Origin of the sequence: Methylocapsa aurea, assembly GCF_000746085.1 — a bacterium.
Classification (GTDB): domain Bacteria; phylum Pseudomonadota; class Alphaproteobacteria; order Rhizobiales; family Beijerinckiaceae; genus Methylocapsa; species Methylocapsa aurea.
Map to the genome: position 1 here is coordinate 162,566 of NZ_JQKO01000001.1, position 12,761 is coordinate 175,326.

Below are 12,761 nucleotides of genomic sequence, written 5' to 3' on the forward strand. Positions count from 1 at the left end.
CCCGAGTTCGACATATGTCTTGATGAAAATATCTCCGATAAGCGGCGGCGGCCGACAGGACTCTGTCGCATTTTCACATGCGTCAGGGCTCCGTCATGATGCTAAGAGAGGATAGTTAAAATGAGCTGGGCGGACCTTGATCTGGCAGGCGGGCGGCGTCGAATGAACCGTCTTGTCGGAAAAACTCTTGCCGCTTTATGCGTGAGCGCGCTTCTCTGCGCCGCCCCGTCGCAGGCCCAGACGCCAGTTCAAACGAACGACGAGGCGCCCCAGGCTCAGCCTGCTCCAGCTTCGCCGTCCACGGCATCGCCCTTGGCCATCACGCCTGCTCCGGCTTTATCAGCGCCTGCCGCGGAGTCCGCGGCGCCAGCTGCGCCGACCGAAGCGAAGGCGGAAGAGCCCAAGCCCACGCCGCGGGCTGAGGCCGCTTCTCCTTCGACTTTGCCGCAGGATCTGACGCCAAAGGGAATGTTCCTCAACGCCGTCATGACCGTGAAGGTCGTCATGGTCGGGCTTGCTTTCGCATCGCTTGCGACCTGGACAGTCTGGCTCGCCAAGACGATCGAACTTTGGAGCGCCAGGCGCACGGCGCGGCGCGGCCTCGAAATTTTAGAGCGCGCGACCAGCCTGCGCGCGGCGGAAAAGGAATTCGCGCAGGCGCGCTCTCCCGTCGCTCTTTTCGTGTCGGCGGCGGTCGATGAGACCGAACGCTCCGCCGGGCTTCCGCCCGAAGGCGTCAAGGAGCGCGCCGCCGCTTTGCTTTCGCGGATCGAGGCGCAAGCCGGGCGGACCATGACGCGAGGCACCGGCGTGCTGGCGACGATCGGCTCGACCGCGCCCTTCGTCGGCCTGTTCGGGACGGTCTGGGGCATCATGGACAGTTTTATCGGGATTTCGCAGAGCCATACGACCAATCTTGCGATCGTTGCGCCAGGCATCGCCGAAGCCTTGCTGGCCACCGCCATGGGGCTTATCGCGGCGATTCCAGCTGTCGTGATCTACAATGTCTTCGCCCGCTCGATCGCCGGCTATCGCGCGCTGCTCGGCGACGGCGCCGCTGAAGTTCTTCGCATGCTCTCCCGCGACGTCGACCGCGCGGCCGTCCTTGCCGACGGGCCGCATGTGGTCCCGATGCGCCAGTCAGCGGAGTGAACGCGCATGGCTGTTCGGCTTTCTTCCGGGGAAGATGATCTCGAGATCAACCACGAGATCAACGTGACGCCCTTCATCGACGTCATTCTCGTGCTCCTGATCATCTTCATGGTCGTCGCGCCTCTCTCCACCGTCGACGTCAATGTCGATCTTCCCTCCTCCACGGCGCAACCGGCGCAGCGGCCCGATAAGCCTTTGTTCCTCACGGTGAAGTCGGATCTTTCCCTGCTGATCGGCGAGGATCTGGTCAATCGCGCGAACTTGGCCGGCGCCCTCGATGCGGCGACGCAGGCCGACAAGGAGCAGCGGGTCTTCGTTCGCGCCGACAAGGCCGTTTCCTATGGCGATGTGATGGAGACGATGAACCTCCTGCGCAGCGCCGGCTACTTGAAGATCGGGCTGGTCGGCTTGGACTCAGGGTCGGCCGGCGAGGCCTCTCCCTCGGGACAGACCAAACCGTCCGAGGCGAAGCCGGCGTCGGAGCCCCGGCCATGACGATGGTTTCTGGAAGCGCATTTCCATCCACCGAGGAGCCGCCGCTTTGGCGATGGATCATAGCGGCGGCCTTGGTCGTCCTCGTTCATGCGGGCTTCGTCTATTGGCTCTTGTATCGGACCAATCCGCCCCCCGCCGGCGAGCCTCCCGCCGCGGTAATGATTGAACTATCGCCAGTGGCGATCTCGCCGGAAAGCGCGACCGAACTTCTCCCAGGTCCGCAAATGACCCAGGTGGAGCCTGAAGCTGAGGAGCCGCCGCTGACGATGGCGATCCCAGAGCTTCCTCCGGTTCCGAAGGCGGCCGCGGTTCTTGTAACGGCTCCCAAACCCAAGCCGAAGCCGCTGAAAAAAGTCGAAAAGAAGCTGGAAAAGGAAGAACTCAAGCCGCCGGCGCCGCGCACGAGCGCGCCCCTCCATACGCAGGCGGCGCGGGGGCAGTCCTCGGCGGCGCCCAGGCAAGGCGCGTCCGGGGCTCCATCGATGTCTTCCGCCTCATGGCACAGTCTGGTCGGGGCGCATTTCGCGCGGTATCCGCGTTATCCGGCATCGGCGCGCACGGACACGGGAACGCCGTCGATTTCCTTCACGCTGGACCGAGGCGGCAGGCTCATCTCGGCCCGCCTCGCCAGGAGTTCGGGGTCCTCGGCGCTGGATCAGGAGGCGGTCGCCGCGGCACACCGCGCGAGCCCGTTTCCGGCTCCGCCGGCTGAAATGGGCGGCGGCTCCTACAGTTTCACGGTCCCGGTCCGCTTTCACCATTGAAGTAACTGGTTCGCGTTCGGAAAATGAAGGAAGCAAAGAGGTAGAGCGCTTGGTGATTCCGCAAGCGCTTCCCGATCAGATGGAGTCATCTGATCGAAAAATAATCGTTCAGATTCAATGAGTTGTAGCATGTTCTCATGAGATGTCGGATATATCCGATGTCTCATAAGAACATGCGCTCGCGAAAAATCCTATTTTTTGGAAACAGATCACGTTGCCGCGCAGTTGATTGGTTGGAGCGGCCGGGCGCGCTCGGCGCCAACAATGGAGCAGAATAATGATTGATCGCCGCCTTTTGATCGCCAAGATTGGCCTTTGCGGATTTTTGGCCGCAAATTTCATTGGGTTTCCGGACAGGGCGGCCTTGGCGGCGTCTTCGATTGTCGCAGCCGTCGACAAGGATAACGACGGCACTCTCGATCTTGCCGAAGTGAAAGAGGCCGCCGGCGCTTTCTTCGAGAAGCTCAACAAGGATCCCGACGATACGCTTGACGCCAAAGAGGTAGGCGCCCGGCTTGGCAAGAGCGCATTCAAGGCCGGCGATCCCGATGATGATGGCACGCTGACGAAAGACGAGTATTTCGCCATTGTCGAAAAGCTTTTCAAAGCGGCCGACGCCAATAAGGACGGCGTGCTGACGGGGAAGGAGCTTCAGTCGAAGGCCGGACGCGCGCTGACGCGTTTGATCCACTAAACTAGCGTCCAAGCCGCAAAGGAAATCTCAAAGCTTTTCGGTCAAAGTCGTCTTGAAGCCCCGCCTTCGACCGATAGGCGGAGATCCGAGGCGACATGACCGAAGCGCTCGCGTTTGCTGCCTTTTCGTCCATCGGCGCGGGCCTGTTTTCGCTCGGCGGCGGCGCTGTTCTGTTGAGCGTCCTGCTTCTCGCCGCGATCCTTGGGCTTCTCGTCGACCGTGTTCGGCGCCGGCGGCGCGAGGCCCTACTTTGCGACGAGCGGGAAAGCCTGCGCGATGAAGTCTGGGAATTGAAGGCGGCGGCCGCGGCGGCGGAGCGCGCCGAGGCCGCGAGCGAGGCTAAATCGCGTTTTCTCGCCAGTCTCAGCCATGAAATCCGCACCCCGCTCAATGGCATTTTGGGGATGGCCGGGCTCTTGCTCGATACGCGCGTCGACGCGGAGCAAAGAAGCTATATCGAGGCGATTAGCGGGTCGGGCGTCGCGCTGGCCTCGCTGATCGATGAAATGCTCGATTTTTCGAAGATCGAAGCGGGCAAAATCGAGATCGCCGAGGAACCATTCGATCTTGTGACGCTGGTTGAAAGTTGTGTCGAGCTCTTGGCTCCGCGAGCGCAGGGAAAAGGGCTCGAAATCGCGAGCTCGATCGCCGCCGATGTGCCGGCGCGCCTCATTGGCGATGCCGCCCGGCTGCGCCAGGTCCTGCTTAATCTCGCCGGAAATGCGGTCAAATTCACCGATCGCGGCGGCGTCGGCCTTCGCGTCGCCAGGCAGGGCGAACACGCGCTTTGCATTGATGTGATTGATACCGGGCCCGGCGTTCCGGTTCATCGCCGCGACGCCATTTTCGAGGAGTTCGAACAAGGCGACGGCTCGGCGACGAATCGCTACGGCGGCGCCGGGCTTGGGCTCGCTATTTCAAAGCGGCTCGTCGAACGGATGGGCGGCGCGCTGCGACTGGCGGCGGCGGGCCAGGAGGGATCGAGATTTTCAATCGTCCTTCCCCTTCGCCCGTGCGGAAGCGCGCAGAAGGCGCGGGTCGAGGCGCCCGATCTGAGCGGCCAGGGCGCGCTGATCGTGGCGGCCGCGCCCTTTGCAGCGCCCTTTTTGGCGGAGCGGCTCGCGGAGGCGGGCGCAAGCGTCCGCCATGCGGCAACCGAGGCCGCCGCCTTGGCCCTTCTCGCCGCCGTCCCATCTGGCACTTCATATGACATTTTCATTGTCGACTGCGCCCTCGGCGCGGCTGCGACGCGCCGGCTTGGCGACGCTGCCAGAACCGCCGGCATCACCCGCCGCTTGCTGCTGTTCTCACCTTTCGAGCGGCGCGCCTTCGGCGAGAGTTTTGTCGACGGCTTCGACGGCTGGTTGGTCAAACCGGTCCGAGCGCGTTCGCTCTTCGCTCGCCTTGGCGCCGCCGGGGAGGCTTGCGCGAAGGCGCCGCCGCCCCCGAGGGCGCCAGTGCGGGCCAACTCCGGCGATGAAATCCTCCTTGCGGAGGATAATGACATCAATGCTTTGCTTGCGACGCGCCATCTTGAAAAACTTGGCGCGCGGGTGACGCGGGCATGTGATGGCCTCGCCGCCGTGGCGCTGGTGGAGCAGGCGCTTAGCGGGGCGCGCTCGGCATTTGACGCCATAATCCTCGACATTCGGATGCCCGGCATCGATGGGCTCGAGGCGGCGCGGCGGATCCGGCGGGCGGAGCGCGCGGCCGGCAGCGCTCCCGTTCGTTTAATCGCCCTGACCGCCAATGCTTTCGACGACGATCGCTTGGCGGCCGAAGAGGCTGAAATCGACGAATTTCTGACAAAGCCGGTCGATTATCGCCGTCTTAACGGCATTTTGGAGGTTGCGTCGGCAGCCTCGCGGCAAGCCGCGTTCGGCCGGCGAATCGACAGGGCGGCCGTGTCCGCGAGCCCGATTCTTTGCGCTATGGGTCCGGCGGGGTCGAATGGGCGCGCGTTGTGATGGCGCGGAGACGGCGACCAAGCTAATGTCGCAGCGGAAACAATGCTGGCGTTCGCGCGTTTAGCCATCACTCTCTCCCTCCATCGGATCGCCCCATGCCCACCAAGCTCGAACAGTTGAAAGCCATGACAACGGTTGTCGCCGACACCGGCGATATGGAGGCGATCCGCGCTTTCATGCCTGTCGACGCGACGACCAACCCGACGTTGATCCTGAAAGCGGCGCAGATGCCTCGTTACGCCCAACTGCTGGAGGAGGCGATTCTATGGGGCTTGAGCCATAATCATCTGACGAGCGAGATTACCGAACGGCTAACCCTGAACTTTGGATTGGAGCTGACAAAAATCGTGCCTGGCCGGGTGTCGACGGAAGTCGATGCGGATCTCTCCTTCGACATCGAGGGGACGGTCGCCAAGGCGCGCTCGATCATCGCGGAATATGAGAAGCGCGGGGTTGGCCGCGAGCGCATCCTCATCAAGATCGCAGCCACATGGGAAGGCATTCGCGCCGCCGAAATTCTGCAAAGCGAAGCAATAGACTGCAATATGACTTTGATCTTCTCGCTCACCCAGGCAGTCGCTTGCGCCGATGCCGGAGCCTATCTCATTTCTCCTTTCGTCGGGCGCATTCTCGATTGGCACATGAAAGCCGAAGGGAAGACCTATGCAGCCGAAACGGATCCGGGCGTCGTGTCCGTCCGCCAGATCTATAGCTATTTCAAAGCCCATGATGTGAAGACAGTGATTATGGGCGCCTCGTTCCGCAACAAGGAGGAGATCGAGGCTCTGGCCGGCTGCGACCGGTTGACGATTTCGCCGCAATTGCTCGAGGAACTGGCCAAGGATGAAGGCGACTTGCCGCGCCGGCTCGATCCAAAGACGGCGGCGTCTCACCCTCCCGCAAAACTCTCGCTCGACGAGAAGACTTTTCGCTTTCTCTTGAACGAAGACGCCATGGCGACTGAAAAGCTGGCCGAGGGCATCCGGTTCTTCGCTCGCGACCTTCGCGCGTTGCGCGAGCTCGTTTCCAAGAGACTTTTGGCTGCCGCCTAAACACAATCCCAACTGTGTTTAAGGCATCGCTTCAAAGGGGGATTTTCGATGTCAATTGAATTGCAACTGCTGGTCTGGTCCGTGGCGCTCGCCTTCGCGCAGATGCTGCTCGCCGTCGTTGGATCGGCGCAGCAGCTGGACCTAGAAACGCTTGTCGGCAATCGCGACTATGTGCCCGAGCCCTTGGGATGGGTCGCGCGCGCGAAGCGGGCCCAATATAATATGCTGGAGAACCTGGCGCTCTTCGCCCCTTTGATTCTCGTCGCTCAGATTGCCGGGCGGACAAATGAAACCACCGCGCTTGGGGCGGAGATCTTCTTTTTTGCCCGTTTGGTTTATATCCCGGTTTACCTGATCGGCATTCCCTACCTCCGGACCCTCATATGGGTTGTCTCGGTCATCGGGCTTGGCCTGATTTTCAGTCAGCTTGTCTAGAGCGCTTTCCGTTTCGGCGGAATCAGAAAGCAGCTCTAGGTCCTTGTTTTGTCGCATTTTCTTAGCGCGAACCGGTATCCACTCCGCTCGAAAATGCTCTAGAGCGCTTCCCGATCAGATGGGGTCATCTTATCGGGAAGGAATCGCTCGGATTCAATGAGTTGGAGCGTGTTCAAGCAAGGCGAACGCGCCTTCGCGTCAAAAAATGCGATAAAGCAAGAACTTCGGCTTTCCGATTCAACCGGATCGGAAAGCCTTTGAGGAGGGCGATCCCGGGGGGATAGGCCCTTAGGATTCGGTCGGCTTCTGGGTGAAAATCTGCCGGCCGCGATACATGCCGGTCTTCAGATCGACGTGATGGGGACGGCGCAGCTCGCCGGAATCCTTGTCTTCGACATAGGTCGGAGCCTTGAGCGCGTCGGCGGAACGACGAAATCCGCGCTTCATGGGGGAGGTCTTACGCTTCGGAACGGCCATGTCTTTTTCCAGCAACAGTTAGATCGGGCGCAAAACCCGAGAATGACAGCGTGGCTCGCCTCATACAATGAAACGCTGGCGCTGGCTATCTCAAAAAGGATGCGAGACCATTTTCAAGCACAGCCGCCGCGGGCGCCCGTGAAAAATTCTATAAAACAAAACGATAAAGCGGATTTCATCGAATCGGGAAGCGCTTCACCGCGCGCATTCGACGAAAGGCGCCGCCGTTCTCGCCCGAGCCGCGATGCGTTGGGCGAGCGCGGCATGGACGCGCGAGGGGCGCCCCGCATTGCGCCGCCGCGGATTGGGCAGGGCTGTCGCCAGCAGCGCGGCTTCCTTGGCGTCGAGTCGCTCGGCGCTTTTATGAAAATAGCGCTGCGCCGCCGCCTCGACGCCAAAAACGCCATCGCCCCATTCGGCAATGTTCAAATAGACCTCAAGAATCCGTCGTTTTGGCCATTCCAGCTCGATCAGAAGCGCCACGGGGATTTCGATCCCCTTGCGAATAAAGGACTTTGATGGCCAGAGGAAAAGATTCTTGGCGCTCTGCATCGTGATGGTCGAAGCCCCGCGCGAGGGACCGTCGTCGTCCGCCGCATCGATTACCTCGCGCAGCGCCCCCCAATCGACGCCGGCGTGCCGGCAAAACCGCGCATCTTCCGAGACGATGACGGCTGTGCGCAGATCAGGCGAAATGCGCTCCAGCGGAACATAGCGGCGCTCGACGCTTTCGCCTTGGACCCAGCGCGCGAGCATCAATGTCGAAACCGGCGCGACGAAGCGATAGACGAGGATCAAGGCCGCCAGACCCATCGCCAGCGCCAGGCCAACCCCGAGAATGACGCGCAAGAGTCTGTTCAAGAAACCCGTTCGCCGAGGCCGCGATGACATAGCCCGAGCCTTGACCGATCTCGTTCGATCGGGCAAGCCGAGTCTCGACTTTATCGGCGGGAGCCTTTCCCCTGGGAGAGAAGCCGCGCGCGCTTTGCGGTCGTGCGGGCGGGAACCGCTCTTGGACAACCCAGCCGCATCAAAAGGAAGACGCCTCTTGGCTCAGGCTTATAAGGATGATGCAACGATGACGGACGGGCCGGCCGGGGAATTCGAGGCTCGGCTGAACGCGGTCGCCGCCGCGACCGAGCATATGCTCGATCGCTTGCTGGGGCCTTCGATCCTGCCCGGCGAGACCGCGCGGCCGCCGCGCTTTCTCGAGGCGATGCGTTATGCGAGCCTTGGCGGCGGCAAGCGGCTCCGGCCCTTTCTGATGATCGAGACGGCGCGGCTGTTTGGCGTTGAGGGCGAAGGGATCTTGCGCGCCGCCGCGGCTCTGGAAATGATCCATTGCTATTCGCTCGTGCATGATGATCTTCCCGCCCTCGACAATGATGACCTGCGTCGGGGTCGGCCGACGACGCATAAGGCCTTCGATGAAGCGACCGCGATTTTGGTTGGCGACGGCCTCTTGACCTTTGCCTTCGATGTGACGGCCGATCCGGCGACTCATCCAGATCCCGCGATCCGGATCGCGCTCGTCCTCGCGCTCGCCCGCGCCGCCGGCCTTGGCGGCATGATCGGCGGCCAGGTGCTCGATCTGGAAGCCGAGCAGGCGCGCGAGCCGCATCGAGCGGAAGCCGTGATCAAGCTTCAATCGATGAAAACGGGAGCGCTTTTGCATTATGCGGTGAACGCCGGCGCGATTCTGGCCGAAGCAGACGATCAAGCGCGCGCCGCGCTATCCGCTTATGGTCAGGCGCTCGGCGCCGCATTCCAGGTTGCCGACGATATTCTTGATGTCGAGGCCGACGAGGTCGCGCTCGGCAAGCGCGCCGGCAAGGACGCGGAGCGCAACAAGGCGACCTTGGTCGCGGCGCTTGGCCTGGAGGCCGCGCGGGAGCGGCGCGACGCGCTTTCGGCGAAAGCGATCGACGCGCTCGACTCGTTCCCGCAGGGCGCGAAGGCGACGATCCTGAAGCAGGCCGCCCATTTTGTCGCCGCGCGCAAGAACTAACCCCGCCGCGATCCGGCGCCGGAACGGGAGAGCGGCTCAATGATAGGTTTTGTTGTCCGTTTGTTCCGAATCCTTCGCGCGCATCCGCGCCTTTTTCTAGGCGTGGCGATCGGCCTCCTTGTTGGCGTTCTTCTGCCCGATTCCTTTCGCGGCTCGACCCGCTTCCTGATTGCTTGGAACATAGGAACCTGGATCTATTTCATCACAACCGCTTGGTTGATCTTCCATGCGACCGAGGAATCAATCCGGCGTCGCGCCAAGTCGACCGACGAGGGGAAGTTTTTAGTCCTTGTCCTGACGAGCTTCGCCGCGATCGCCTCGATCGGCGCCATCATCATGCAGCTCGCCGCCGCGCAGGACTTATCTGGTCTGGCGAAAGGCCTTCACGTCGGGCTTGCCGTGGCGACGATTCTGAGCGCCTGGTTCTTCATCCATCTGACCTATGCGCTGCATTATGCGCATGAATATTTCGATGAATATTTCGCTGAGCCGGGCAGGCCCAGGAGCGAGCGCGGCGGCTTGCGCTTCCCCGGCACCGAAAACCCCGATTATTATGATTTCTTGTATTTTTCCTATGTGATCGGGGTCGCGTCGCAGACCGCCGATGTCGATATTTCCTCGCATGAGATGCGGCGGGTGGCTGTGTCCCATTGCGTTTTGGCGTTTTTCTTCAACAGCGCGGTGCTGGCGCTGACGATCAATATCGCCGCCGGGCTGATTTGAGTTAAAGATCTCTGCTTTCGCGCCGGAGCGGCACTTCGGCTTTGTGCATCATTCAAGAATTTTGCAGCACGCAAGAAGCCCTTGTTTTATAAGGGTTTCATGCTGATTTCGAGCCCTTCTGACTTGAGCTTGACAGCTTCCTGAAAAGCGCAATTGGCGTCAGCAACGCGCCGAGGACAAGATCGATTGGAAGTTAAGTCACACTTCCGTTTTCGACGGCGCGATCTTGTTGAGCAGTTGTATGAGTTGTTCAATCTCAGAACGGCTTAACCCCGCGAAAGCGGACTCCAAGGCGTTGGCCATCAAGGGCGCCGCTCTTTCGAGCAATTCTGTTCCCGCTTCGGTAAGATGGTGGCGGATCGATCGACCCGGCCCAGCTACCCTCTGGATCAAGCCTCGCTTCGCCAATTTGCTGACAAGCTCGCCAACGGACTGATCCGTCATCAGGCTCGCATTGGCGAGTGCATGTGTTGATTGCGCTGGATTGGCCCGAATTCGGTCGAGTACAACCCAAAGGGCCATGGTCAAACCTAGGCTCGCGAGATGCCTATCGAATGCCGCGCTTTTAGCAATTTGCGCGCGCTTCAGACTCAGAGCCGCCAATCTCAATGACTCATACATTATTATATAATTATCCTTATATAAGGATCCTTGCTTCAGTGAGGGAATGAGTATATAAAGGTCCTTGTATAAGGCATTTTATATATGACCATTCGGAGCAATCATGCCAACGACTGATTCCATCAACAGGATAGCGAAAATTCCCCGTGTCGCTCTAATAACCGGGGCCACCGCAGGTATGGGGCTTGAAATAGCCCGTCAGCTAGCTGCGAACGGCTTGAAAGTCATTATCGGCGCGCGTGATGTTGAGCGCGGCCATGCCATCGCAAGAGAACTCTGCGCAGTGGGCGGGGATGTTGTTTCGGTTCAACTGGATGTCACTGATCCTGTCACCATCTCACGAGCGGCAACGTGGGTGAGCGCCCAAATCGGTCGACTGGATGTGCTGATCAACAATGCGGGGATTGCCAGGGATCAGAAAAAGAAACCATTCGAAACGACATTGCAGGACTTTCGGGAGACTTACGAGACAAACGTCTTCGGCGTGGCCACGGTTACAAACGCGTTTCTGCCGATGCTTTTACAATCAGAAGATGGCCGCATCATCAATCAATCCGCCGCGCTTGGCTCACACAGCATGACAGCGCGTATGGAGCCGCCTTTGGTGAGGCTCAACTGGCTTGCTTACAACAGCTCGAAAGCATCATTGAACTCAATCACTTTGGAATACGCCAAATTCTTGAGAGAAACCTCGGTCAGAGTATTTGCTACGTCGCCAGGACAGGTTTCAACTGCGCTTAATGGCCATCATCAAGGCGGCATAACTCCCGCGGAGGGCGCCAGCATCGCGGCGCGCCTTGCGACGATGGCCGCTCCGCCGCCTAACGGCAGCTTTTGGGGTCTTGCTGGGCAACTGGCATGGTAAGCCGACTTTGTGCCTATCGCGCTAATCTCAAGAATATGCACAGTGAAGTCGCATCAATTAAATCAGCCGCTTACAGCGTTCGTAAATTAGATGCAAATGTCCGCCCACCAGCCCAACGCTGATCAAGCGAGACCGCTTCCCTCACTCCGCCGCGCTTTTCTCCCCGCCAAACCGCCGCTCGATATAGTCCTCCACGATCGTCTTGAACTCGGCGGCGATGCCTTCGCCGCGCAGGGTCATCGCCTTTTCCCCGTCGATGAACACCGGCGCCGAAGGCGTCTCGCCGGTGCCGGGCAGCGAAATCCCGATATCGGCGTGTTTAGATTCGCCCGGCCCATTCACGATGCAGCCCATCACCGCGACATTCAGCGTCTCGACGCCTGGATAGCGGGCGCGCCAGAGCGGCATTTCATCCCTTATGTAGCCCTGAATATCGCGCGCGAGTTCCTGGAATACGGTGGAGGTCGTGCGCCCGCAGCCGGGGCAGGCGGCCACCAGTGGCACGAAGGTGCGGAACCCTATGGTCTGCAGGATTTCCTGCGCGACCTGGACTTCGAGCGTGCGGTCGCCGCCGGGCTCGGGAGTCAGCGAGACCCGGATCGTATCGCCAATGCCCTCCTGCAGGAGAATTCCAAGCGCGGCGGAGGAGGCGACAATGCCCTTCGATCCCATGCCCGCCTCGGTCAGGCCGAGATGCAGCGCATAATCGCTGCGCCGCGCCACCGTGCGATAGACCGCGATGAGATGCTGCACATTGGAGACTTTGGCGGAGAGGATGATTCTGTCCCGCCCAAGCCCGATGTCTTCGGCGCGGGCGGCGGACAGCAGGGCCGAGCGCGCCATGGCCTCGCGGGTCACGGCTCCGGTCGTGAGCGGGGCGGGGGATCTCGCATTCTCGTCCATGAGCGTTGTCAGAAGCTCCTGGTCGAGCGAGCCCCAATTGGCGCCGATCCGCACCGCCTTGCCATATTTGATCGCCATCTCGACGATGGCCGAGAATTGCCGGTCCTTCTTGTCCTTGAAGCCGACATTGCCCGGGTTGATGCGATATTTGTCGAGCGCCTGCGCGCAGGCTGGATGGTCAGCTAAGAGCTTATGGCCGATATAGTGAAAATCGCCGACGAGCGGGACTTCGCAGCCAAGTTGCGCCAGCCGGTCGCGAATATAGGGCACTGCGGCGGCCGCTTCCTCCCGATCCACCGTGATGCGGACAAGCTCCGATCCGGCGCTGGCAAGGGCGGCGACCTGCGCTGCCGTGCCCTCGATATCGGCCGTATCCGTATTGGTCATGGACTGGACGACGATCGGCGCGCCGCCGCCAACCAGCACCGCCGCCTTGCCGGCGCCGACCCGCACGCCGACGGAGCGCCGCCGGGGGAGAGGCCCGGCCTCATCAGGCTCGACGTCAGTCAGGGAGGTCGGGTTCTGGGCGATGTTCATGCGGGGCTCGGGCGTTTGAAGGGGCGCTTGCAGGAGATAGCGCGCGGGCGCGTCGCGATCATGACTTT

Annotated in this window: 14 protein-coding genes; 10 read left to right on the forward strand and 4 right to left on the reverse strand. The window is 61.0% G+C overall.

Going from position 1 to position 12,761, the window contains the following annotated elements; all coding sequences use genetic code 11:
• Window positions 1-120: 120 nt before the first annotated feature.
• The 7 genes from exbB (at window position 121) to DL86_RS00795 (ending at window position 6,559) form a co-directional block, all read left to right on the forward strand.
• Entirely contained in the window at window positions 121-1,152 is a 1,032-nt protein-coding gene (gene exbB, locus DL86_RS00765) for a tonB-system energizer ExbB (RefSeq protein ID WP_036257274.1), read from the forward strand.
• A gap of 6 nt (window positions 1,153-1,158) precedes the next feature.
• Window positions 1,159-1,647 (forward strand): TonB system transport protein ExbD, encoded by a 489-nt coding sequence (gene exbD, locus DL86_RS00770; protein ID WP_036257276.1) that lies wholly within the window; start codon window positions 1,159-1,161, stop codon window positions 1,645-1,647.
• Window positions 1,644-2,411 (forward strand): energy transducer TonB family protein, encoded by a 768-nt coding sequence (locus tag DL86_RS00775; RefSeq protein WP_084572607.1) that lies wholly within the window; start codon window positions 1,644-1,646, stop codon window positions 2,409-2,411. The genes exbD and DL86_RS00775 overlap by 4 nt, the downstream gene beginning before the upstream one ends.
• Window positions 2,412-2,688: 277 nt before the next feature.
• Entirely contained in the window at window positions 2,689-3,105 is a 417-nt protein-coding gene (gene lanM / locus DL86_RS00780; protein WP_036257278.1) for a lanmodulin LanM, read from the forward strand.
• A gap of 95 nt (window positions 3,106-3,200) precedes the next feature.
• Window positions 3,201-5,072: an ATP-binding protein gene (locus tag DL86_RS00785; RefSeq protein ID WP_084572608.1), complete on the forward strand. Its 1,872-nt coding sequence runs from the start codon at window positions 3,201-3,203 to the stop codon at window positions 5,070-5,072.
• 95 nt (window positions 5,073-5,167) lie between these two features.
• Window positions 5,168-6,124: a transaldolase gene (gene tal, locus DL86_RS00790; RefSeq protein WP_036257280.1), complete on the forward strand. Its 957-nt coding sequence runs from the start codon at window positions 5,168-5,170 to the stop codon at window positions 6,122-6,124.
• A gap of 48 nt (window positions 6,125-6,172) precedes the next feature.
• Window positions 6,173-6,559 (forward strand): MAPEG family protein, encoded by a 387-nt coding sequence (locus DL86_RS00795; RefSeq protein ID WP_036257281.1) that lies wholly within the window; start codon window positions 6,173-6,175, stop codon window positions 6,557-6,559.
• Between the two features lie 288 nt (window positions 6,560-6,847).
• On the opposite strand, the gene rpmF is transcribed toward DL86_RS00795, so the two are convergent.
• The gene (gene rpmF, locus DL86_RS00800) at window positions 6,848-7,036 is read right to left on the reverse strand and encodes a 50S ribosomal protein L32 (protein WP_036257282.1); all 189 of its coding nucleotides are present in this window, start codon (window positions 7,034-7,036) and stop codon (window positions 6,848-6,850) included.
• Between the two features lie 195 nt (window positions 7,037-7,231).
• Window positions 7,232-7,897 (reverse strand): monofunctional biosynthetic peptidoglycan transglycosylase, encoded by a 666-nt coding sequence (gene mtgA, locus DL86_RS00805; protein WP_245276162.1) that lies wholly within the window; start codon window positions 7,895-7,897, stop codon window positions 7,232-7,234.
• A 217-nt stretch (window positions 7,898-8,114) separates the two neighbouring features.
• Between mtgA and DL86_RS00810 the strand changes: the two genes are divergently transcribed.
• Together DL86_RS00810 and DL86_RS00815 are read left to right on the forward strand one after the other, a co-directional pair.
• Window positions 8,115-9,044 (forward strand): polyprenyl synthetase family protein, encoded by a 930-nt coding sequence (locus DL86_RS00810; RefSeq protein ID WP_036257950.1) that lies wholly within the window; start codon window positions 8,115-8,117, stop codon window positions 9,042-9,044.
• Between the two features lie 39 nt (window positions 9,045-9,083).
• Window positions 9,084-9,767 (forward strand): DUF1345 domain-containing protein, encoded by a 684-nt coding sequence (locus DL86_RS00815; protein WP_036257283.1) that lies wholly within the window; start codon window positions 9,084-9,086, stop codon window positions 9,765-9,767.
• A 198-nt stretch (window positions 9,768-9,965) separates the two neighbouring features.
• Here the strand turns inward: DL86_RS00815 and DL86_RS00820 are convergent, their stop codons facing one another.
• Window positions 9,966-10,388 carry a MarR family winged helix-turn-helix transcriptional regulator gene (locus tag DL86_RS00820; RefSeq protein WP_036257284.1) on the reverse strand — a complete coding sequence of 141 codons (423 nt, stop codon included), beginning with the start codon at window positions 10,386-10,388 and terminating at the stop codon, window positions 9,966-9,968.
• A gap of 103 nt (window positions 10,389-10,491) precedes the next feature.
• On the opposite strand from DL86_RS00820, the gene DL86_RS00825 reads away from it, so the two are divergent.
• On the forward strand, window positions 10,492-11,253 hold the full coding sequence (locus tag DL86_RS00825) for an SDR family NAD(P)-dependent oxidoreductase (protein ID WP_051952460.1): 762 nt from the start codon (window positions 10,492-10,494) through the stop codon (window positions 11,251-11,253).
• Between the two features lie 141 nt (window positions 11,254-11,394).
• On the opposite strand, the gene ispG is transcribed toward DL86_RS00825, so the two are convergent.
• On the reverse strand, window positions 11,395-12,693 hold the full coding sequence (gene ispG / locus DL86_RS00830) for a flavodoxin-dependent (E)-4-hydroxy-3-methylbut-2-enyl-diphosphate synthase (protein WP_051952461.1): 1,299 nt from the start codon (window positions 12,691-12,693) through the stop codon (window positions 11,395-11,397).
• Window positions 12,694-12,761: the final 68 nt, after the last annotated feature.

Coding starts and splice junctions, on each gene's coding strand:
- DL86_RS00785 (WP_084572608.1), top strand. CDS start 3,201: ATGACCGAAGCGCTCGCGTTTGCTGCCTTTTCGTCCATCGGCGCGGGC.
- lanM (WP_036257278.1), top strand. CDS start 2,689: ATGATTGATCGCCGCCTTTTGATCGCCAAGATTGGCCTTTGCGGATTT.
- ispG (WP_051952461.1), bottom strand. CDS start 12,693: ATGAACATCGCCCAGAACCCGACCTCCCTGACTGACGTCGAGCCTGAT.
- rpmF (WP_036257282.1), bottom strand. CDS start 7,036: ATGGCCGTTCCGAAGCGTAAGACCTCCCCCATGAAGCGCGGATTTCGT.
- DL86_RS00815 (WP_036257283.1), top strand. CDS start 9,084: ATGATAGGTTTTGTTGTCCGTTTGTTCCGAATCCTTCGCGCGCATCCG.
- DL86_RS00810 (WP_036257950.1), top strand. CDS start 8,115: ATGACGGACGGGCCGGCCGGGGAATTCGAGGCTCGGCTGAACGCGGTC.
- DL86_RS00795 (WP_036257281.1), top strand. CDS start 6,173: ATGTCAATTGAATTGCAACTGCTGGTCTGGTCCGTGGCGCTCGCCTTC.
- exbB (WP_036257274.1), top strand. CDS start 121: ATGAGCTGGGCGGACCTTGATCTGGCAGGCGGGCGGCGTCGAATGAAC.
- DL86_RS00775 (WP_084572607.1), top strand. CDS start 1,644: ATGACGATGGTTTCTGGAAGCGCATTTCCATCCACCGAGGAGCCGCCG.
- tal (WP_036257280.1), top strand. CDS start 5,168: ATGCCCACCAAGCTCGAACAGTTGAAAGCCATGACAACGGTTGTCGCC.
- DL86_RS00825 (WP_051952460.1), top strand. CDS start 10,492: ATGCCAACGACTGATTCCATCAACAGGATAGCGAAAATTCCCCGTGTC.
- DL86_RS00820 (WP_036257284.1), bottom strand. CDS start 10,388: ATGTATGAGTCATTGAGATTGGCGGCTCTGAGTCTGAAGCGCGCGCAA.
- exbD (WP_036257276.1), top strand. CDS start 1,159: ATGGCTGTTCGGCTTTCTTCCGGGGAAGATGATCTCGAGATCAACCAC.